The sequence below is a fragment of the Bacteriovorax sp. As-1 genome (assembly GCF_058446905.1).
This window is the reverse complement of record NZ_CP184341.1, coordinates 2,647,411-2,668,910: the sequence shown is the minus strand read 5'-3', so window position 1 is coordinate 2,668,910 and position 21,500 is coordinate 2,647,411. Positions and strand designations below refer to the sequence as shown.

Sequence of the window (21,500 nt, the reverse complement as noted above, 5' to 3'; positions counted from 1 at the left end):
CTATGTAGAAATTACAGGATCAACCAATTTTTTTTTATCCTTGGTATAGTCGTCCAACTTTGAAATCAGGAGTAAAATATGTTTAATAAACTATTATTAGCGACCTCTGTCACCGCTTTACTTACAAGCTCGGCATTCTCAGCTTCTATGCAGAGAAAAAATGAGAAAAAGCTCTACGTCGGATCAAACTCAACTGAAGCCGTTCTGACATTTAATGGAGTTGTTGAGTATGAAGGAACGAAAGCTCCAAGCGCAAGAACAATGAACAGAGTGATTGAATCCCAGATTGAACACACGATTGGACCTATGTCAGTTGCTCAATACACATCTGTACCTAAAGGTGATCACACTATTTCAAACGTCCAGTTACTAGGCAAAAAAGGATCGGCCTATCAAATTGGCTACACATACGAAGGGACTGTTGTTTTAGAAAATGGTCCAAAGGATACTTACGACATCATTCTTGCGATTAACCCGGCAAAAATCTACGCTGCTGGTTTCGTAGGTGAGCACAACCCTTGTACAGACGACCACTACCAGTCAGAAGGAGACTTCTGGTACTTCTGGAACCCGTACAATGATGGCTGTAAACTTAAAAAAGACAAAGACTACACTATTGTAAAAGCAAAAGTTGCACGTTTTGAAAATACGAAGCTAACTTACCCCGAATACCACAATCTTCCTGATGCAAACGGGAACATCAATATCCACGTGCTTTTTGGAATGGATGATAACTCTAAAGGAAGAAACCCGCTTAACAGTGGTGACATCAACGCTGAGAACTACCGTGACTTCAGAGAGTACTTGATTGGTAAAGGTTATACTGCGAAAAAATGGACAGCGACAGAAATCAACAAAGTCGCAAAAACTAAAAACGGCGCTGCACCTTATGTTGAAACAATATCAAAAGGAAACATCGTTTACCGCTTCTTCTTTGGTCCATCGGCAATCGATGAAGATTCACTAGCATTCCACTGGTTCTATAAAGACGCTATTGAAAACTCTTCAGTTATGATTTACGGCGGTCACTCTGGACTTGGAGGACACCTAGACCTTGAATCAATCGAAGCAAATCTTGGTGAAGGCATTAAGTTTAATACTAAAAAATACCAGATCTTTTTCTTCGATAGTTGTACATCATACAAGTACTACAACACTCAGTACTTCGATAGAAAAGCGACGACAAAAGATCCAAAAGGAACAAAGAAGCTTGATATCTTTACAAACGGATTATCAACTTACTTCCACGTAATGCCTGATTCAAACAAAGCGATGGCCATCGCTTTTGAAAAAGCTCTTGGGTACGCTCAATCTGGAAACGGATTCGTAAGCTACCAGACGTTAGCAAAACAAATTGATTCAGATAACCTTTTCGGCATCAACGGTGACGAAGACAATGAAGCTCCAAAACAAATTAAGTAATTTATTTTTTGCACTCTTTCTTACTCTGGTTTCTGCAAATCTTTTTGCAGAAACCAAGTGGGAAGTGGCGACTGTTTTTCTCGGTGCCCGGGAAAATGAAGAGTACCAGGCAGATGTTGAGGCCAACCTTAAAGAAATCTCCCGCATCAAGACCTCTGCTTATTTAAACGTGTCAGCATATCGTGAAAAGGAAAGCAGACCTTCAAAAGCAAAGATCATCTCTTTCTTAAAAAACAGCTTCAAAGACCCAAAGTCAAAAAAAGCTTTAGTCATTTATGGCCACGGACAAGGACCAGAAGGTCTGCGCGATATGCCGGTGTCTGAATTAAAATCTCTTTTAAAAGACTTAAAAATGAAACTCGACATCACTTGGTTTGATGCCTGTTTCCTTTCTAATATCGAGTTCCTTTATGAGTTAAGAGGAGCTTCTGCCTACTCTATCGCTTCAGAAGAAGCAGAATTCAGCTCAGGTCTTCCTTTTGAATCACTAAGTGATCTTCCACTAAGTGCAACAGCGGAAAGTGGTGCACTAATGCTGGCGAAAAGTTTTATCGATTCTTATTCTTATTTAAAAGACGGCAAACAAAGAGACGCCGTTAGCACAAGTTCGGCGACAATCAGCGTGATTGATAATGCTGAACTTGAAACTTTCGTCGGCGCTTTCAAGAAAGTTTCGGCCATCATTGCCAAACTTCCAGCATCAGAGCAATCAGCGCTAAAAAATAAATTAGCTAAGAAATATGCCATGGATGAAAATTCCTTAGTGGACTTAGGAAGCCTTCTGATAGAACTGCGCCTGACGATAAAAGACCAGGCCATTGATCAGGAACTGACTAAACTGATTCGTCTCTTAAATATCGAATCTGTTAAAAAATTAAAAACCAATCCTCGCATTAAGATTGAAGCTCCAGCTCCTGGTGCTCAAATGGTTTTTGGTTTTAACAACTGGGAAAATGGATATAAGGCCGAATACCTGGATAATCCTCTCTTTAAAGAGATTCTGAACACTAAAGCGTTTATCGCAGGCCCTCGTTCACAAGAGTGGCCGATTAAAAAATTCGATGGTGCCAGTACGACGGTTTCTCCTTTTGCTCCAGGTGTGAACTCATTTGATTATTACTTTCTGGATTCTAAGGGCAAACTAATCAGTGAAGCTTTAACTATCACTCGCTCTTTGGATGTTGTTGAAGTGCCACAAACAAAAAAAGCTGCCGGAAGCTTCTTGGTTTACAGTGCCTACACTCAAAAAGTGGGATCAAAAGCAGAAAAGTACACTGGCGTGAATATCGCGCTTTTTAACTCTGCTCCTTCAATGGATTACTTTGAATTGGAATTCAATCAAGCGGTCGGCTGGCTAAAATTATAGCCCCATGATCACTCTCATCCCCTGGAAACAATCATTGGATGGAAGTTTAACCTGCACAGGAGCTTTCCCTCCCATCATTTTAAAATAGCGTCTGGAATGTTCATTCCAGTAATGGTCTTTTAAATTTAAAAGCTCTTCTTTTTGCTTCATCGCTTCGGCAAAACTCATCTTGCCGTCCACTGCTTCCTGATAGGCCTCTTTAAAGGCTCCCTGCAGGACCATTAGTTTCTTTTGATTCAGGAGCCATTCTTCATAGGATTTTGGAATGTAATCCCCTGAAAGATTGCGTGCCTCTTCAAAATTATCAAAATACTCAAAGGCCGTGCCGATAAAAAAGACGTGATTGCTTTGCAGCTCTTTTCCTTCAAAAACAAAATGAGCAGTGTCATCAAACATGATTAACTCACTCAAATCCTTTGAGACTTTCGAGAGGTCCTTTTTGTGTTTCTCTGAAAAGCGCCATTCAGGAAGTGCACCCGGTACATCAATCAGGTCTTCATTATTTAAAATTTTATAAGCGATATCTTTAAAGCTCTTGCCATTTTTAAGTTTGATTTTTGAAAGCAGCTCTTCGTTTCTTGTTTTTTTCCCACCGCTATAGAAAGACACTTTCATTTCCGGATGAGAGAGAATCTCGTTCACAAACTCTTCTAACCCGTCGTTGATGTAATAATGTTTCCCCTGCACTTCGATGATGCGTTTATTCTTTGATGTCTTGGCCGACTCTCTTGTCACTTCAGTGACAATCGTCCAGTCGATATCAAAAACCACATGGCGCACCTTCGCGCTTTCCTGAGCAGGAATTCTAAACTCCTCATGAGCGCATGAGAAAAGCAGAAAAAGGCAGAAAATAAATGTGAAAACAGAGCTCCATTTCATCCCAAACTTATCGGAATCCCAACGATTTAATAAACCGTCTTTTTTGGTCAACAAAACGCTTTAAATATGGGATAATCCCCCTCATGGAAAAAGAAAAAGTCTTATTATTCTGGAGCGGCGGCAAGGACAGTGCTCTTGCCCTACATGAACTACAAACCAACCCTGCCTTTGAAGTCGTTGGTCTAGTGACAACTTTTAACCGTGATCAAAACCGTGTGCCTTTTCATGGAATCCCGGATGTCATGGTCGTTGAGCAGGCAAAAATGCTTAAACTTCCACTGCAAAGAATCTTTCTTCCAACAGATGCCACCAACGAAGAGTATATTTCACAAGTCAGTTACATCCTGGCGATGTTTGCAAAGCGCGGAATTAAAACCGTGGCCTTTGGTGACATCAATCTTGAAGAGGTACGCACCTTTAAAGAAAAAATGCTCGCTGACCTTGGCATGAAAGGACTCTTCCCTCTATGGGGGCGTTCAACTTTAGATATCACAAAAAAATTCCTGACCACTGGACACAAAGCTTTAGTCTCTGCTGTTATGACTGAAAAACTAAGCGATGAATTTTTAGCTTGTGAGTTCAACGAAAAATTTATTGAAAGGCTTCCGGAAGGAATTGATCCTGCTGGCGAAAATGGCGAGTTTCATACTTTTGTCATTTTTGGACCGAGCTTTAAGATGCGTGTAGGCTTCTCTAAGGCAATCGCTGTGCAAGAAGGCCCTTACCTTGTCACGCTGATCAAAGAACCCTAATTTTCAAAAAACGGCGCCAGCGTTTCAACGAGTTCATCAAAAAGCACACGCACACGATGAGTTTGTCTTTTTCCCACAGAGGAAAGCAGCCACACATCTCCTACTGGATTGATGATTTCATTTTTTAAAATGAGTTCGAGTTTATTGTTATTGACCAATTCAATAACGTTCCATAGAGGTCTGATCGCGATCCCCATTCCATCGACCGCAAGCTTGGTTAAAACCCCCGGGTCATTAGTGAGAAAATCGCGGGGTTTAGTGAACGCTTTAATTTTCATCTTGTTTGACTTGAACTGGTACTCACCGTGAGAGTTGATAAAAAGAACGCGGTGGCCTTTTAAATCTTCCAGCTGTCTGATCTTCTTGTACTTCTTTAAATACTCAGAAGAAGCGACCATGACCATTCTATGCTGGCCAATCTTGCGCCCCTGAAAAGAAGAGTTTTCTCCAGGATTGATCCTGATGGCGAGATCAATATTATTTTCAATCATATCAAGCATGCTATCAGTGGCCACAAGTTCGATCGTGAGTTCGGGGTGTTTAAGTTGAAAGTCGTTGAGCACGCTGGCAAGAATATCCTGGGCCATAGTAATCGAACATGTCACTCTGATAAGCCCCTTCATGGCATCGTCTTTACCAAAGGTCGCTTCAAATTCCTGAACGTGGTCAAGCAAGCGTTGAGCCTCAATAAAAATCCTATCGGCTTCGGGGGTCGGAACAATCTGACGAGTGCTTCTGCGAAAAAGGCTATACCCCATCTCAGATTCTAAAAGGCCCAATCTTTTGGCCATCGCGGCCTTGGACATTCCCATCTTTTTTGCTGCCTTAGTCAGACTCTTGGTCTGGTAGATGGCAATAAACGAGCGAATCTGATTGATATCTTTCAAAATCATTGTCAACCTCTGGTTAACATTAAATCAATGCCAATGGCTATTGTCCACAATTTAGAATTGGATTATTGTTATGGAGAGACTAACTTAAGGAGCTAATAATGACCGCAACACTTTTATCACCTCTAAAACTTCGCGAGCTGACTTTAAAAAACCGCATCGTTGTTTCTCCAATGTGTATGTATTCGGCCGTTAATGGCATCGCTAATGACTGGCACCTGGTTCACCTCGGCGCACGCGCTTGCGGTGGAGCTGCTGTTGTGATCGTTGAAGCAACAGGAGTTGTCGCAGAAGGAAGAATTTCTGAAAGCTGCCTTGCTCTTTATAACCAGGCCCAAATGCTCGCTTTAAAACCCATCACAACGTTTATTAAATCTCAAGGTTCCATTCCTGCTATCCAACTTGCTCACGCTGGAAGAAAAGCTTCAATGAGTAATCCATTCAATGGTGAGAGACTTTTAGAACTTAACGAAGGTGGATGGGAAGTTGTCGGCCCAAGTGCGATTGCTTTTTCTGAACGCTACGCCACTCCTAAAGCACTTTCAGTTAAAGAAATCCATGAACTGGTAGAGAGCTTTAAACACTCTGCCCGCCTCGCTCTCGAAGCAGGGTTTGAAATTATTGAAGGGCACTCAGCTCACGGCTATTTAATGCATCAATTTCTCTCTCCACTTTCTAATAAACGAACAGATGAGTTCGGAGGATCACTGGAAAATAGAATGCGCTTTCCACTGATGGTGGCCCAAGCTCTACGCGACGTCTGGCCTGCTCACCTTCCGGTTTTTTTCCGCATTTCTGCAACTGACTGGACAGATGATGGATGGAGCATCGAAGATAGTATTGTCTATGTGAATGAACTAAAGAAAATAGGTATCGACTTGATTGATGTCTCGACAGGAGGAAATGTTTCCGGAGCTAAAATTCCTCTGACTCCAGGATATCAAACTCCGTTTGCTGAACAAGTAAAAGCACAGACAGGAATTGCCACAGGAGCCGTAGGACTCATCACAGACTTCGATCAGGCCGAAGACATTTTAAATACAAAAAAAGCTGATGTGATCTTACTTGCACGCGAACTACTCCGCGACCCGAATTGGCCGATTCGTGCAGCTCTTCACTTTGGCGAAAAAGCACAGGTGCCTCCACAGTATGCGAGGGCCTATAAATAGGAACCAATGAACTTTCCCGCTCTAGAAAATAAGAACTTCAGAATCTATATCGGTGGACAATTTATTTCCCTCATAGGGACTTCTATGCAGCAATTGGCGATGAGCTGGATGATTTACAAACTCACCAATTCTCCTATGTGGCTGGGGTTTGCCGGCTTCTCCGCTCAGCTTCCCATGTTCGTCTTTGGACTTTTTGCCGGAGTCATCGTCGATCACGTGGATCGACATAAACTTCTGATCTGGACTCAAGCTCTCGCGGCCGTTCAGGCCTTATTGCTTGCTGGTTTAACTTTCACCGGACACGTGACACTCGCCCACTTAATTATCCTCGACTTCACACTTGGTACAATCAACGCTTTTGATATGACCACCAGACAGGCCTTCGTTGTTCAAATGGTTGGTTCAAAAAAAGATTTACCAAACGCCATTGCTATCAACTCTTCGGTTATCAATTTAACCAGACTTTTAGGCCCAGCGATTGCCGGAGCAATGATTGCCATTGTCGGTGAAGGAATGTGCTTTCTTATTAACGGCGTCAGCTACATTGCCGTTTTAATCGCACTCTTAAACGTAAAAGTCTCTCCTTACATTCCACCGGCCTTTAACCCGAGAAAGATTTTTTCTAACTTAAAAGTTGGCTACGAGGCAATCTTTAAAAACGAACACCTTCGCGCTGTGATTTTCTTTTTAACATTTATCAGCTTCTTTGGAATTCCTTATACGATTTTTTTCCCAGCGATTGCGGCAAAAGTTCCTAATGCTGGGGCGACTGCTTTAGGATGGATCTCAAGCTGTGTGGGGGTCGGCTCACTTATAAGTGCTCTTTACCTAAGTAACCGTCGAGGAGCTCCAACACTTGCCCGCATTGTTGGTATCGCGGGTATTGCTTTCGGGCTTTTCCTGATGATTCTTTCTCAACTGGAACACTTTCAATTCATTCTCTTTAGCGTTTTTACAACAGGTATGTCGATGATGCTTCAGCTAGCTTCAAGCAACACGATGATTCAAAGCACTGTCGATGATGATAAACGCGGACGCGTGATGAGTTTCTTTAACGTGGCCCTTTTAGGGATTGCCCCATTTGGCAGTTTATTGATGGGTTTCTCTGCTGAACACTTAGGACTGCACTCTGCTTTATTAATTAACGGAGCCATCTGTTTAGTTGGGGCCTTTATTTTTTACAAAAAAGCTCCAAGCATTAACGAGTATATTCTTTCTAAGGCCTAAGTTTCATCTAACTATCTTGCCAATTCTTCTTTGTAATCAGTCGTGCCCCTCTTGAAAAAGTGAGGTACGACCAGGTCCATTGCATAAGAACGAACAGGCGGTTTTTAAAACCAATAAGGTAATAAATGTGAACAAAAAGCCATGCTAACCAGGCAAATGTTCCGCGCGCTTTTAATCCTTTAAATTCCATCACAGCAAGCTTTCTTCCAATCGTCGCCATCTGCCCTTTATCAAGATACTTAAACTCACGAGCCTTCTCACCTTTAATCAAACGGATGATATTTTTTGCGGAATGCGCGCCCATTTGAATGGCCACAGGTGCCAGTCCCGGCAGGACGCGCCCGCCTTCTTCTTCAAAGTGTGCCTGGTCACCAATAACAAAAACATTTGGTGCAGCTTCAAGCGATAAATTTTTAGTGACAATGATTCTTCCAGCGCGGTCCAGTGGTACGCCCAGAGTTGAGTTAATCGCTGAAGGCTTAACTCCTGCTGCCCACACAACAGTGCGAGATTTTATTCTTTCTTCTTTCCCATCTGGAAGCTTTAGTGCGACACCAGTCGCATTGATATCAGTCACCATTGTTTGGTTCATGATTTCAACACCAAGATTTTGTAAATCTTTTTTAGCATCAAGAGAAAGCTCTTCATTAAAGCTCGCCAGAACTTTAGGTCCTGCTTCAACTAAAATAACTCTGGTTTTATTGGGATCTATATTTCTAAAATCAGCTTCCATTGTCTGGCGGGCAATTTCTGAAATCGCTCCGGCCATTTCAACACCTGTTGGTCCGGCGCCCACTACGACAAATGTCAGCCATTCTAATTTGATATTTTCATCCGCTTCTTTTTCGGCCATCTCAAAGGCCATTAGCATGCGCCTTCTGATTTCAGTAGCCATCTCTAATGTTTTTAACCCGGGAGCAAATTCCTCCCAATGGTCTTTGCCGAAATAGCTGTGTGTCGCTCCACACGCAAGAATTAAATAATCATATTTAGCTGAGACTCCTGTCGTCTCGAGAGAGTTGTGAGCAATGTTAACGGATTTAATTTCTTCTAAATAGACAGTGACATTTTTTGCATCAGAGAGAACATTCCTGATTGGCATCGCAATGTCTGCAGGAGAAAGGCCGGCCGTCGCGACTTGGTATAAGAGAGGTTGGAATAAATGATAATTTCTTTTATCGACGAGAGTGACTTCTACGAGATCAGGGTAATCGGCCAGAACTTTTGCTGCTTTTAAACCACCAAATCCTCCACCAACAATCACCACTCTTTTTTTCATTTTTTATCCCGGTATGATTTTATCAATTTAAATCCCCAAGGAAGCAGGGCCAGGATGATAAAGGCCAATGCAACCTTTGGACTTAAAATATCCTCCAATCCTTCTATTTTGGCAAATTGAACTCCGGCCCAAGTGTAGACTACAACCATAGGAATGCGTCCTACCCAACTCGCCCAGAAAAATGTCCACCAATGAAGATTAGAAACGCCCATAATAAGATTAGCAACAAAAGAAGGAATAAAAGGAAAAAGTCTGAACGACAAAAGTGCCATAGTTCCTTCACTCTGCCATTCTTCTTTGAAGATTCTGGCGTTTTCGCCATAGCGTTTTAAAATCCATTCTTGAAGAAAGTAACGAGCTATAAGAAAACCGACAAGATTTCCTACGGCCGTTGCAATAGACGACAACAGCGCGCCTTTAGTGAAACCAAAAAGCATTCCACCGATGAAGCTGATCATCGAAATTCCCGGAATAGGAAGAGCGGCCATCACTATGTTAAAAAGAAAAAAGATTGAAAGAATCTTAAGTGGTGCCTGCTGGTAAATCTCCAACCAGCGGTCGTGATAACTCTTAATAGAGGCCAGGCTATCTAGCATTTCAAGTTCTGGCACCAGGTACTTTAATAAGAAAATAAGTCCGACTATCGAAACAACAAAGACGAGAGGTTTTTTCACACGTTCTCGTCTGATGATTCAATGATTCTGTTTTCTTTTGGCGGGAAATACTCTTCAACAATAATCGGAAGAGCTCCATACACCAGTGAAGCCAACAAAGGCCCGACGAAAAGTCCCGGAAGACCTAAGACATAAACCCCACCAATAACAGCAAGAAATCCAATAAAGGCCGGAACTTCAACCTCACCAAGACTTACCAAATAAGGTCTAACTAAATTATCTGCGACTCCGGCAAATGTCCCGATGATCGCCATCACAATCCCCGCTCCGGTGCGCTTTTCCAGGAAAGCAATAATGGCCAAAGCAAAGGCCATCGGTGCAGCGCCAATAACCGGAATAAATGAAATGATAAATGTTAAAAAGAAAACAATATAAAAATCACCAAGACCACATGCCAGTGCTCCCAATGAAATAATCGTCGACTGAAGAATTCCAGTGATAACGTTTGAAAGAAAAACTTCACGGCAACTTGATTTCAAAACGTTGATAAAACGGTTTGAGTGATCTTTTGTAAAATAATAATAGCGGTCAAACACTTCTCTGATTTCATCCTCTTTTAAAAGGAAAAAATAAAACGACAGATTCATAACTAAAACCCCAAGCAATAAATCCGGGATTTGTGTGATCATGTCACTGAATGTTTTAAAAATAAATGTCCCAGCTGTCGTGATAAAAGTATTAAACTTCTCCTTCACCATCTCACTTTCCAGGTGATTGCTCACCGCCAGTTGATCAATAAACTTATACACGTTTTCTTGAGTTGTCTGAGTGATTGTTGAGAGAGATTGCTTCGTAAAGAACTCAGAAATGATTCTTGCTCCTCTCATAAAGAAGATTCCAAAAGGAACTGCGATAAGGAAAAACAAAGCGGCGCTTACGATATTAAGAGCTTTCTTTTTACTCCAGCTATATTTCTTCATGAACTTGGCCACGAATGGACTCAAGGCCAGGGCCAGCATCCCACCAAAGAAAAAAGCAATGATGAACGGACTTAAAACATAAAGAAAACCAACAGCAATAATAAAAGCTGTGGCCAGTTTAAAGAAGTTCTTAAAAAACATTTCGTGAAATCCATTACTCATATTAATCTCTTTCCGGTTGATCTTTTTTAGGCTGAGCTCTTTTGGCCTCACGCTCTTTAATAAAATCTAAAATAAGCAGGCTGATCACTGACTCAAGTTGGTTGCCGGCAACAGGTGCCTGTGCAGGAACTTCCTTTTTCCCAGCTTTAAAAATATCCAGCCAGTTGTTCTTGTTAGTTGCGTAGACCATCACGCCTGCGCAGATGGCAAGGAAACCTAAGATAAACCAGATCGATGGAGTGAGTAAGGCCGCTCCATTATCGATATTGTTTAAGAATCTTTCAATCAAGTGGCTCATTCCCAGACAAAAAAGCGCTAAACTTCCGAGCATCAGGGCCACCAGAATAAGAATACGTCTTAATTGATTTAAAATTTCAGCAGAAATTTCCAGCGACTTCTCACTGATCATATTTCCTCTGCCAATAAAATAATTCAGAAAAAATTCACCGATTTTAAAAATGTCGTTCATGAGCGCCTGCCTGAAAGAAGTTTACCGATAATAAAGCCAATTCCAGCAGCAATAGCAATTGATGTCAGCGGGTGCTTTTGAACAAACTCTATTGTACGGTCTTTGATTTCACTTAACCTGTCCTCGATGTCTTGTAATTGATCGCGGTTTAAACCAGGCAATTCTTGTAGGGTGTTCTTAAGGTCTTTGTGGTCCATTTAAACTCCATTTTTTAATAGCTTAGATATGTTTAGCCATTTCGTCCACCAAACCCTTCCAAATATCACCGAATCTGGGTTAGAATTTCCAAATGAAAAGTTTAAAACTTCTAAGTCTTCTTTCTCTTGTGATTATGGCGCCAAGCTTAAAAGCTGAGCTTAAGCTAAATCCCTTTGAGACAGACGGCTGCACCATGTTCGCCGACGGAACTTACTCGAAGCCTGGGCTTTGGAAGCACTGTTGTACAGAGCACGACCTGCGCTATTGGTTTGGTGGAAGTGAAAACGATATGGACCAGGCCGATCTTCGCCTGCGTTCATGTGTGGAGAAGGCCGCTGGACCAAAATGGGGCTATGTGATCTACACTGGGGTGCGTGCTGGTCACCACTCTCCGATCAAAAATAAATATCAATGGAACTGGGGCTGGGAAGTGGCCCGCGAGAAAAAACCTCTGACTCCGGCCGAAGTTGGCTACGTCATCACCGAGCTTCGTTCAATGAGTGTTGAAGACGTAAACATCGACAACTTCATCAAAGTAAACTTTCCTTAACCGAAGAGTTCTTTCGTTAAATCAAACAGCTTATTTTTTGCCAGGTAATTCTTCACGTAGTTTTTGTTCTCTGGTTTGTACCAGAAAAAGAATGTTCTTTGGCGAGTCTTCTCATCAAGAGTGATGGCAGTCTTCACTTCCTTGAGAGTGTATGGATGATATCCTGAATAATAAATTTCAGTGGCAACAGTCATAGGTGTTGGAGTGAAATCCTGAACTTGCTCTAACCTATAACCTAATTTTTTTGTTCTTACAGCTAGCTTTGCCATATCCTCTGGCGTTGTCCCTGGGTGCGAAGAAATAAAATAAGGAATCAATTCCTGGCGCAGACCTTTTTTCGCCGAGATCTCTTCAAACTTCTTTTTAAATGATTCGAAGTAATGAAACGCAGGTTTTCTCATGAATTTTAAAACGTGATCTTCCGTATGCTCAGGAGCAACTTTCATTCTTCCCGATACGTGGTGAGTGATAAGTTGTTCAACATACTCAGCATCTTTTTTCGGATCACGAGATCTTTCATTAAACATTAAATCGTAGCGAAGCCCTGAACTGATAAAGGCCTTTTTAACTTTAGGGTGTTTTGCAACATCCTTATAAAGTTCAATCATCTTTTGTGGACTCGTATCAAGGTTTTTGCAAATCACCGGGAAAATACATGATGGGGCCGCACACTTATCACAGTGTTCCTGATCAATCCCTTTCATCTGATACATATTCGCCGAGGGTCCACCGATATCTGAAATGTATCCTTTGAAATCTGGCATTTTGGCGATTTGATCCAGCTCTTTCATCACCGAGCCTTTTGAACGGCTGGCAATCATTTTTCCCTGATGGGCAGAGATCGTGCAAAAAGAACATCCACCAAAACAGCCGCGGTGAGTGTTTAGCGAGAACTTAATCATCTCGTAAGCTGCAATCGCTCCTCTGTCTTTGTATTTTGGATGTGGATATCTCGTATATGGAAGATCAAAAGAAGCATCAATCTCACTCTCCGTCATCGTCTGGTATGGAGGATTGATGATCAGGGTTTTCCCTTCTACTTTTTGCAGAAGTCTATTAGCAAATTGCTTATTAGACTCTACTTCTACATGCATAAAGTTTTTTGAATAAGCTTTTTTATCTTTTAGGCACACTTCATGGCTTGTCAGTTCGAAATCATCCCAACCAGGCATCCCCATAGGAAGTTTGTCTTTTTGATCAATCAAAAATGCCGTCTGAGGAATATTTCTAATTTCATTAAAAGGCACGCCTGCAAGAACCAGCTTCACTAGTTCTTTCATCGGCTGCTCACCCATTCCATAAACCAGAAGATCTGCTCCTGAAGTCGAAAGAATGTTTGGCATTAATTTATCTGACCAGAAATCGTAATGAGTCACTCGGCGAAGTGAAGCCTCAATCCCTCCCAGCATAACAGGAGTCTCTGGATAGAGTTTCTTTAAAATGCGTGTGTATTCAGTTGTAGCGTAATCAGGTCTAAAATCAGGCGATCCACCAGGAGTGTAAGCATCGTTTGAACGAAGTCTTTTTCCGGCCGTGTATTTGTTAACCATTGAGTCCATATTTCCTGAAGTCACTCCGAAGAAATATTTTGGCGCTCCAAATTTCTTAAAGTCGCGAAGGTCATCACGCCAGTTTGGCTGAGAAATAATCGCCACTCTTAAACCCATTGATTCAAGAATACGACCCATAACCGCAGTCCCAAAGGCCGGGTGATCTACATAGGCATCACCGGTGACTAAAACAACATCGAGTTCTTCCCAACCGCGCTTTTTTGCTTCCTTCATTGTCGTTGGGAGCCAGGCAGTAATAGGCAGTAAATCTGGTGATTGAATCGCTTCGTTTTTAGTCATAGTGAGCGCCAAAGTAGGTAAAAAGACAGGCTTTGGCAAGCGAGCATGGTGAAGTTTACAGGGTAAAAACTAGAAAAAACGCTTCCAGAAAGGGCGTTTCTTGTGGATTCTCTGCCACTGGGCCTCTGAACCTTCCCCGGTCTTTTTGACCAGGCCCCGTTTCTCCAGTCCTTTTAAAACAAGAAGCATTTGGTCTTTATCAAAATCGGCGAACTTTTTTAGCAGTTCCGTATCCATATCGAAGACTATTTTAGAAAAAGACATTGGCTCATAAAATGAGAGTGTTGAAAGAATGAGGTCTTCAATTTCCTGGTTTTTGTCCATAATTCAATCTACACTTTTTTTATGTATAAATACAATATTCCAGAACAAGAATACGAATTAAGTTTTTCCAGAAGCGGCGGCGCTGGAGGCCAGAACGTAAACAAAGTCAACACGAAGGCCACTTTGCATTGGAATGTTCATAACTCTTCTCTTCCGCCGATCGTGCGCGAGAGATTTGTTAAAAAATACCAGAATAAATTAAGTGCTGATGGAATGCTGACGTTATCGAGCCAGGAGCATCGTACGCAGCATATGAACATTGAATCAGTGGTTGAAAAGCTTCATGAAATGATTGAGTCGATTGCGCATCCGCCGAAAGTGAGAAAACCTACAAAACCGACGAAGTCTTCGGTGAATAAGCGAATCAGCTCTAAAAAACAAAAAGGCGAAACTAAAAAGTCTCGCCGTGAAAAATTTTATTAAATATAAAATTTAATAAGTTCAACATAGGACAAGAATTTTCATAAGATCATCTTGAGTAAGGTCATGGTGTTTCTCTGTTGATCATATTTTGCACGATAATTCTGTAGAAAGTCCAATTTGTCGGGACGGTATTTAGTCATGGTCATTAGATGATCAACATTTTTCTCAATGACATAATTCACTTTCAGCCCGTGCTCTTTCATCATGGCACTTTTAAGCGACACAACTCCATCGTTGTTGCCGGCAAGGCCCTGAGTGATATTTCTAAAAATCTCAAGAGGAGTATCCACCCCAAAAGCGTTCGGCTTATAGCTTGCGTAATTAAGAAGTTTTTTATCAAGTGATTTTATAACTGAACGAACGTCCGCTGAATCCATATAACGACTTCTTTCTTTAATTGTCAGAGCTTCCATGCCTTTAACACTTCCACCCATCCATTCAAAAAGAGACTTTCCCACCTGTCTTAAAAAATCATTGTCGTACATCAGGCTTGCCACATCAGAACCCCAAAACGGACTTTGAACACTCACCCACCCATGAACCTTAGAGACAAGTTCAGGCCTGAGTCTTAGAGCTTCTAATGTATCCAAACCGCCTTTTGAATGTGAGTAAATCAAAACTGGTTTTTGTGATTTTTCAATTTCACTGATGATAGTTAAAGCATTCACCTCTACCGGACTTTCAGTATCAATCGCAGCAAAAGAAAAATCGATCTTCTCTTTTGTGAGAAAAGTTTTTTGTTCATGGAAAGCATCTTCAAAAATAAATCCGACTTTAATCTGGTTTCCACTTTGGCCATCAAAAGACTCCGCAAGAACGCCAGGAACTAAAAGCACTTTGTACTTTTTTAGTTCTTTGATCTCTGATGCTGAAAAAGAACTCTCTTTGAACTTAGAAAAATAGACAGAACTCAGGTCTGATGCCCATGCAAAATTAAGCACTAAAAAAAGAAGTCCCACTAATGTTTTCATTGGGGGAATTCTACCAAGAAGAGGATTTTATAGAGGTTTTATGTAAAGATTATAGGACGGAAAGAACCCTTCCAATCACTTCATCCGTCGTAAAAGCGGCGGGACTCAAGCGCACGCCAGGACCTCTGATCGCGAAATTACAAGGGATTGCCCTTAAACTCTCTACCGTCGTGGCCTTAGGGATGAAATTCACCATCGGCGTCTGGTGGTTTTTAAGCTCGTATGGGGAATGAACCTCGTAGCCTTTTTGCTCCAATCCCAGGCGAAGCATCTTTGCCAAACGGATCGTTTCCGTCTCAATATGGGCGACTCCCGTTTCTAAAATAAGGTCAACAGAGGCCCCAAGAGCGGTGATCTCTAGGACTTGTTTTGATCCTGCTTCAAACTTAGAAGCATCAAGTTTAGGAATGCATTCTAAACTAGTCGGATCGTCACAAGTTCCAAAAGTATAAGAACCCACATTATGTGGTTTAATTTTTCCGATATGCTTTTGATCGATGGCCAGGTAACCAACACCAACAGGACTAAAAAGCCATTTGTGGCTTCCGCCGGCAACAGCATCGACTCCCCACTTTTTCATATCAAAAGCATGCAGTCCAAGACTCTGGATAATATCAACAAAAAGAAAAATACCTTTTTCTTTTGTCACTTTTGCTAGAGCTTCAACATCTGTGCGGGCACCTGTTAAAAACTGCACCCAAGAGACTGCGATGATTTTTGTTTTATCAGTAATCTTCTCTACGATTTTTTCATAAGGAGTTGCCAGATTTTTTTCTGAAGGAACTAGAACAAGATTGGCGTTTTTTCTTTTACACGCTTCCTGCCACGGGTATAAATGTGAGCCATACTCTTCCGCCCACATAATCACTTCATCCCCGGCATTTAATGGAAACTGCATTGCAAGTTGGCTCACACCACCGGCCGTGCTTTGAAAAAAAGCAATCTCTGTATGATCACAGCCAATAAGTTTTGCTAGTGACTGTCTCGAATGAAGAACATCATTCATGTAATCGAGGTCAGTGTAAAAACCTTCTTCATAAAAACGATTGCCCCAGTAAAGAACCTTATCGCGGGCCTGTTTTGATATAGGAGCGAGACCTCCATTGTTTAAATGGATGCGCTCACTTCCTTGATAAAAAGAATCCTTAAACTTTCCGATCACACTTACACCATGGTCTTCATTTCATTCAATGCTTTTTCCAGACGGTCATAGTGCAGTCTGAAGCCTAGAAGGCAAAAACGAATCGCTACTTTTCCATCAATTGTACACGATGATAAGAACAGCGTTCCTTTGTTGTTAATGTTCTCCATTAACTTCTTCGTTTCAGCATCCCCTTTTTTATGGGCGAAAGTTAAAATCGAAAGCTCTGGTTTTGAAACAATTTCGAGCTCAGGAATCTTAGCAATTTCACTTGATAACCATTCTGCTAATTTTAGTTTTTCTTCCAGGTTTAACTGAAAAGGTCCTACACCTAATGTTTTAAGTGGAAGCCAAACGCGCAGACCTCTAAAGTCGCGCGAAAGTTCTGGTGTGATATCTGCATAGTCCACCTGATCCACTGGACGAGGCGGCATGTATGAATCATCAGATAAATAATCAAACAACATATGATCTTTATTCTTAACCAGTAAGCATCCTGTTCCATACGGGATTGAAAGAGCTTTATGTGGATCAAGTGCTACTGAATCAGTCTCTTCAATTCCTTTAAGCAGCTCTCGCCCTTTTTCTGTCAGCATGAAAAGTGCTCCATAAGCACCATCCGCGTGAACCCAAAGATTATGTTTTTTAGCAACCGGAAGAATTTCTTCTAATGAGTCTACGCATCCTGTTTTAGTCGATCCCAAAGTCGCTACTACCAGGAAGGGCTTAAACCCACGAGCCACATCTTCTTCAATTTTTTCATTCAGAAGTTTGTTGTCAATTTTGAAATTCTTAAGCGGAATTTGTCTTAGGTTTTCTTTTTTTAGCCCTAACATCACCCACGCTTTAGCAATACAGTGATGAGAATCACTTGAAGTGTAAGCCGTCACTTTGCTGTAATCAAAGCCCGTGATCTTTTCTTTGCGGGCCATCGCCAGCGCTGAAAGAGTCGCGACAGAAGACCCACTCGTTAAGAAACCTTGCGAAGAGATTTCATCATAACCAACCATTGTCTGGAACCATTTGATGACTTCCATTTCAAGAGTCACAAGACCTGGGGCCATCATGTAGTGACCACTAAATGGGTTGAGCGTTTGAGCGATTAATTGAGCGGTGTTAGAAATAAAATTTCCTGCACCAGCAACGTAGGCCGCAAAACCAGGGTGACCCGGGATTTGTGAGTAACGGGCCATATCTTCAAAAACCGTCTTCATAAGGTTTTGATAATTCTCCGGGTGTGCCGGGAAATTTTTAGTTGCGTGGTATGGCACACTAAAATCTTTTTTCAGACCATTCACTGCCGGATCATGGGCTTCACCCATTGGCGACTTTGATGGCATGTCATTCATGTATTTTAAAACTTGAGTTTCTGTTTGCTCAAAAATTGATTTCATTTCCGCTTCATTGAGTTCCAGCGGCTGCTCAATCTTTTTCCACCAGTCGTGCCCATTCATTTGATCGAGAATATTTGTTCTTCTCGGGTGAACATAATCTTTTTCTTTTAAAAGAAAAGTCGCTCCATTGTCGGCCGATCCATCAAGAGTCGCCGCCATTCTAAATCCAGAGTGCTGATAAAAATGCGGACGGAAATGAAAGCGCGCCCAGTGGCTGGCCTCATGGCCGCAACTGATAAATGATCCACCACGGATCATCTGGTGTTTTCCATCGAAACATGGAGTTGAAAAATCGTCATACAAACTATTAACTTCAAAACCGGGAAGCGGATTGAACTGATCCATTAGCCAGTGCCATGTGTTTCCAAAAAGCTCATCTCCAACTTCTTTTGGTGAAGACCATAGAAAGTTAAAGTTCTCTTTGTATTCATTTTGGTAATCAGAAAAACCTTTGTAGTTTCTGTACGGCTGCTTTTGTAGAACCGGGTCTTTAACTTTTGGCTTGATCGCCACGAACTCAGCTTCCGTTAACAGACGGTACTTAAGTTTTGTCTTGTCACTTTCGGTTTTCCAATTACAGTAAGCAATGGCCTCGTGGTAGTTAACTTCAACCGGCCAGCTCATTGGCATTGGAATGATTTCAAAAATTGTTCTTAGTTCATACTGGTGAGTTCCTTCAGGACCTACTCCCACCCAGAATGTCGGGCGTTTTGTATTTCTGAATTTTCTCCACTGAAGACCTTCCGGTGCCCAGTACTTATCGTTGATGTAAGCACCACTTGAAACGAAGTCAAAATACTCTCCGTTTGTGATTTGATTTTTAGTGTATTCAAAATCTTTAATTTCAACAGTGCGGCTTCCGTATTCGTTATCCCAGCCGTAAGACTCAGTCTCTAGCGGCTTTCCAATTGTCACCGTCTCCCCTGATTTTTTCACCCATGAGTTTTCAGTCATGGCATGCGGAGAATTTTTTGATGGGTGCAGAGGTGCCCAGAAGCGTGGAGTTTCTAAGTATTCAATTGGCAGCTCACGCATAAGCACGCTTGATGTTTCAAAGTGAATCTTCTCATGCTCAATTCCCATCCACAGCGACCACCATGGAGAATCCTGATTCAGGCTTCCGATAGTGTTTAAATCTGGATGAGTTTTAATGAGATTAACGACGATATCATAAATGGACTTTCTGTACGCATGAACAGCGGCCACTTTCGGCCAGGCCATTTCATTTTTCGACATATCATCCCAGCTCATTTCATCTACACCTGTTTCTAAAACTTTTTCCAGGTAGATGTTAACAGCGTCTTTTTGAAGGCCAGCGATGCGCAGTTTGTTTAAGTAAAGAACTGCAGGGTGACCATAATAAAAAATGAGTGGGTGGCGAAGAGCGTGGTATGGAGGTCTGATATAGGCCTCTTCAACTTTTAAACTTTGAAAAAGAAGTTCGGTGAGTGTCCATGAGTTATTGAAGTAAGCGAGAATATCTTCGCGTGTTGCTGTTTTTAAATTTAAAAGTGGCAAGGCCACTAAACAATTTCTTTCCTGATCAAAACCCGGACATTTATCAGGAGCAAGACCTGTCCACCATGAATCGCCAAACTCTTTTTTGAGAAGGTGTTCAAACTCGGGATGTTTTCCTGCTTTTGAAAGATTGGGGTTTCTAGTGATTGTTACTGACATATGGTAAAACCTTGAAAAAGAGATTAAAAATGTACTCTCATTTTCTTCCTTTTTACTATCTTTGTCATTGGAGAATTCGGCCGTCTGTCTTTTGACTAAGAAGGGTTACCAAACAGTAACCCTACCGCTCAGGCACAAGTCTTAATATTTGCCCGCTATCCGTAGATAAATAAATGAATCCATCTGGCCCCTGTTTTACCTGCCTAAAACGGTCTTCTAAATCCTCCAAGAGTTTCTCTTCCCTTAGCATTCTGCGATTACTGTCCATTACGACGCGGTGGAGATGACTTCCCGAAAGTGTGGCCAGGAATAAATTCCCCTTAAATTTTGGGAAGGCCGAGCCTTCATAAAGCATTAGTCCCGAAGGGCTGATAGATGGAGTCCAATAAAATAAAGGCTGCATCATCCCTTCTTTTTTAGCCGTGCCAATTGATGGCCCCCAATACTCTTTTCCATAAGTGATCACCGGCCATCCGTAGTTCTTCCCCTTTTCTATCACGTTGACTTCGTCGCCTCCGCGCGGTCCAAACTCTGCTTCCCAAAGCGTGCCTGTTGAATCAATCACTAATCCCTGAGGATTGCGGTGCCCGTACGACCAGATTTCAGGGAGGGCCGATTTGTTGCCTACAAATGGATTGTCTTCTGGAGCTTTCCCCTCTTTGGTAAGCCTCAGGATTTTTCCCTGGTGGGTGTCTAAATCCTGCGCGCGGTCTCTTTTATTGCGCTCGCCTACTGACATAAAAATAAATCCATCTTTATCAATCGCGACGCGAGAACCAAAGTGAATACCACCTGAAGCAATCGCTTTTGATTCAAAAAACTTTGCTCCCTCAATTTTTTTCTTATCGGCAGATAATTTTCCTCTAAATAAACTCGTCGTTGCTCCGCCCTTTACCGGCTCTGAGTATGTCAGATAGAGATCATTGTTTTTAGCATCGAAATAAACATCCAGAAGTCCGCCCTGAGAATCAGTAAAAACTTTCGGAGCGCCAGCTATTTCATGAGTCGCTTTCGTTTTCAAATTCAGGTAACGAAACTTGCCATCTCGCTCACTAAAGACGATTTCCTCTGGATTTAAGAAATCAAAACCCCAGATCACATCTTTGCCGGTAAAGAGTTTTTCCACTCTAAACTTTTGCCCTTCAGAAATGTATGTTTTCGCCTGAAGTGTTGTTGAAAAAATCGCCAGCAGTAAAATCATTTTTTTCATTATGGCAGTCCATTAACATTTGGTTTTAAAGTACAGAAGGCATAAGAAAATCCGCGCAGCCACGCTAAGAAATAAATCTCTTTTGTCTCAACGTTCTGCCTTGCCCAGTAAACCAGGGCCGGATAACCTTCGGCATCTTCAACGTGGGCCGTCGCTGATGTCGAATGCCATGTGATTCGTCCCGCTTCAATCCAATCAGGACTCATTTCTCTTTTTGCATCTTCCAGTGACCAGTCGGCCATATCGTTTTTGTCGCCAAAAAATTGCAGCACCGGAGACATGTAAGCTCCTTTGGCGTCAGTGTTTAAAAGCATTCCAATATAATGAGTTGTGTCCGGGTCTAATGAAGGTGAAAGATGATTGCACTCTCCAGAATACATTCCCGGAATAAATTTCGGTGCCGTCGGAGTGTTTAGAAAAGTCGAATACAACGTCTCCATTTTTTCCGTACAACCTTCATAACAGGCGTTCTCTAAAATTTCCGGAGCGTCCCAGGAAAAAGCTTTAAAGCTCGTCAAAAGCGCAAGTAGAACCAGTGCATTTTTCATAAATT

Annotated in this window: 21 protein-coding genes; 7 read left to right on the top strand and 14 right to left on the bottom strand. The window is 41.9% G+C overall.

Translation table 11 applies throughout. From position 1 onward, the window contains the following. Positions 1–78 precede the first annotated feature (78 nt). Both ACN20O_RS13565 and ACN20O_RS13560 read left to right on the top strand, forming a co-directional pair. Positions 79–1,422, top strand: coding sequence for a hypothetical protein (locus ACN20O_RS13565; protein ID WP_491634462.1), 1,344 nt, complete (start codon positions 79–81; stop codon positions 1,420–1,422). Continuing rightward, the gene (locus tag ACN20O_RS13560) at positions 1,397–2,788 is read left to right on the top strand and encodes a clostripain-related cysteine peptidase (RefSeq protein ID WP_491634461.1); all 1,392 of its coding nucleotides are present in this window, start codon (positions 1,397–1,399) and stop codon (positions 2,786–2,788) included. The genes ACN20O_RS13565 and ACN20O_RS13560 overlap by 26 nt, the downstream gene beginning before the upstream one ends. Here the strand turns inward: ACN20O_RS13560 and ACN20O_RS13555 are convergent. Further along, a complete protein-coding gene (locus ACN20O_RS13555) occupies positions 2,783–3,667 on the bottom strand; it encodes an NIF family HAD-type phosphatase (RefSeq protein WP_491634460.1) in 885 nt (294 codons plus the stop codon). The genes ACN20O_RS13560 and ACN20O_RS13555 overlap by 6 nt on opposite strands. An 83-nt stretch (positions 3,668–3,750) precedes the next feature. Here ACN20O_RS13555 and ACN20O_RS13550 point away from each other — a divergent pair, with 83 nt between their 5' ends. Next, positions 3,751–4,419, top strand: a complete 669-nt coding sequence (locus ACN20O_RS13550) for a Dph6-related ATP pyrophosphatase (RefSeq protein ID WP_491634459.1) — start codon at positions 3,751–3,753, stop codon at positions 4,417–4,419. Here the strand turns inward: ACN20O_RS13550 and ACN20O_RS13545 are convergent. Next, positions 4,416–5,312: a LysR family transcriptional regulator gene (locus ACN20O_RS13545; RefSeq protein WP_491634458.1), complete on the bottom strand. Its 897-nt coding sequence runs from the start codon at positions 5,310–5,312 to the stop codon at positions 4,416–4,418. The genes ACN20O_RS13550 and ACN20O_RS13545 overlap by 4 nt on opposite strands. A 98-nt stretch (positions 5,313–5,410) precedes the next feature. Between ACN20O_RS13545 and ACN20O_RS13540 the strand changes: the two genes are divergently transcribed. Together ACN20O_RS13540 and ACN20O_RS13535 are read left to right on the top strand one after the other, a co-directional pair. Further along, positions 5,411–6,478 carry an NADH:flavin oxidoreductase/NADH oxidase gene (locus ACN20O_RS13540; protein ID WP_491634457.1) on the top strand — a complete coding sequence of 356 codons (1,068 nt, stop codon included), beginning with the start codon at positions 5,411–5,413 and terminating at the stop codon, positions 6,476–6,478. 6 nt (positions 6,479–6,484) lie between these two features. Then, positions 6,485–7,705, top strand: coding sequence for an MFS transporter (locus tag ACN20O_RS13535; RefSeq protein WP_491634456.1), 1,221 nt, complete (start codon positions 6,485–6,487; stop codon positions 7,703–7,705). Between the two features lie 7 nt (positions 7,706–7,712). Here the strand turns inward: ACN20O_RS13535 and ACN20O_RS13530 are convergent, their stop codons facing one another. Genes ACN20O_RS13530 through ACN20O_RS13510 form a run of 5 tightly spaced genes read right to left on the bottom strand, consistent with a single transcriptional unit; the run spans position 7,713 to position 11,406 of the window. Further along, positions 7,713–8,984, bottom strand: coding sequence for an NAD(P)/FAD-dependent oxidoreductase (locus ACN20O_RS13530; RefSeq protein WP_491634455.1), 1,272 nt, complete (start codon positions 8,982–8,984; stop codon positions 7,713–7,715). Next, the gene (locus ACN20O_RS13525; protein ID WP_491634454.1) at positions 8,981–9,658 is read right to left on the bottom strand and encodes a TVP38/TMEM64 family protein; all 678 of its coding nucleotides are present in this window, start codon (positions 9,656–9,658) and stop codon (positions 8,981–8,983) included. The genes ACN20O_RS13530 and ACN20O_RS13525 overlap by 4 nt, the downstream gene beginning before the upstream one ends. Continuing rightward, positions 9,655–10,740, bottom strand: a complete 1,086-nt coding sequence (locus ACN20O_RS13520) for an AI-2E family transporter (protein ID WP_491634453.1) — start codon at positions 10,738–10,740, stop codon at positions 9,655–9,657. The genes ACN20O_RS13525 and ACN20O_RS13520 overlap by 4 nt, the downstream gene beginning before the upstream one ends. 1 nt (position 10,741) lies before the next feature. Then, positions 10,742–11,209 carry a hypothetical protein gene (locus ACN20O_RS13515; protein WP_491634452.1) on the bottom strand — a complete coding sequence of 156 codons (468 nt, stop codon included), beginning with the start codon at positions 11,207–11,209 and terminating at the stop codon, positions 10,742–10,744. Further along, positions 11,206–11,406 (bottom strand): ElaB/YgaM/YqjD family protein, encoded by a 201-nt coding sequence (locus tag ACN20O_RS13510; protein WP_491634451.1) that lies wholly within the window; start codon positions 11,404–11,406, stop codon positions 11,206–11,208. Before ACN20O_RS13510 ends, ACN20O_RS13515 begins: the two co-directional genes overlap by 4 nt. 92 nt (positions 11,407–11,498) lie before the next feature. Between ACN20O_RS13510 and ACN20O_RS13505 the strand changes: the two genes are divergently transcribed. Next, a complete protein-coding gene (locus ACN20O_RS13505; RefSeq protein ID WP_491634450.1) occupies positions 11,499–11,957 on the top strand; it encodes a hypothetical protein in 459 nt (152 codons plus the stop codon). Here ACN20O_RS13505 and ACN20O_RS13500 read toward each other — a convergent pair. Next, positions 11,954–13,807, bottom strand: coding sequence for a YgiQ family radical SAM protein (locus ACN20O_RS13500; protein WP_491634449.1), 1,854 nt, complete (start codon positions 13,805–13,807; stop codon positions 11,954–11,956). The two genes, ACN20O_RS13505 and ACN20O_RS13500, sit on opposite strands and share 4 nt — an antisense overlap. Positions 13,808–13,876: 69 nt before the next feature. After that, positions 13,877–14,131, bottom strand: coding sequence for a hypothetical protein (locus ACN20O_RS13495; protein ID WP_491634448.1), 255 nt, complete (start codon positions 14,129–14,131; stop codon positions 13,877–13,879). 21 nt (positions 14,132–14,152) lie between these two features. Here ACN20O_RS13495 and arfB point away from each other — a divergent pair, with 21 nt between their 5' ends. Next, positions 14,153–14,554 (top strand): alternative ribosome rescue aminoacyl-tRNA hydrolase ArfB, encoded by a 402-nt coding sequence (gene arfB / locus ACN20O_RS13490; protein ID WP_491634447.1) that lies wholly within the window; start codon positions 14,153–14,155, stop codon positions 14,552–14,554. A gap of 38 nt (positions 14,555–14,592) precedes the next feature. Here the strand turns inward: arfB and ACN20O_RS13485 are convergent, their stop codons facing one another. From ACN20O_RS13485 to ACN20O_RS13465, 5 genes are all read right to left on the bottom strand, one after another. Beyond that, positions 14,593–15,525 carry a hypothetical protein gene (locus tag ACN20O_RS13485; protein ID WP_491634446.1) on the bottom strand — a complete coding sequence of 311 codons (933 nt, stop codon included), beginning with the start codon at positions 15,523–15,525 and terminating at the stop codon, positions 14,593–14,595. 49 nt (positions 15,526–15,574) lie between these two features. After that, positions 15,575–16,687 carry an aminotransferase class V-fold PLP-dependent enzyme gene (locus ACN20O_RS13480; protein ID WP_491634445.1) on the bottom strand — a complete coding sequence of 371 codons (1,113 nt, stop codon included), beginning with the start codon at positions 16,685–16,687 and terminating at the stop codon, positions 15,575–15,577. A gap of 2 nt (positions 16,688–16,689) precedes the next feature. Further along, positions 16,690–19,737 (bottom strand): 5-histidylcysteine sulfoxide synthase, encoded by a 3,048-nt coding sequence (gene ovoA / locus ACN20O_RS13475; protein ID WP_491634444.1) that lies wholly within the window; start codon positions 19,735–19,737, stop codon positions 16,690–16,692. A 121-nt stretch (positions 19,738–19,858) separates the two neighbouring features. Beyond that, positions 19,859–20,947: a PQQ-dependent sugar dehydrogenase gene (locus ACN20O_RS13470; RefSeq protein WP_491634443.1), complete on the bottom strand. Its 1,089-nt coding sequence runs from the start codon at positions 20,945–20,947 to the stop codon at positions 19,859–19,861. Further along, the gene (locus ACN20O_RS13465) at positions 20,947–21,495 is read right to left on the bottom strand and encodes a hypothetical protein (RefSeq protein WP_491634442.1); all 549 of its coding nucleotides are present in this window, start codon (positions 21,493–21,495) and stop codon (positions 20,947–20,949) included. Before ACN20O_RS13465 ends, ACN20O_RS13470 begins: the two co-directional genes overlap by 1 nt. Between the last annotated feature and the right edge of the window lie 5 nt (positions 21,496–21,500).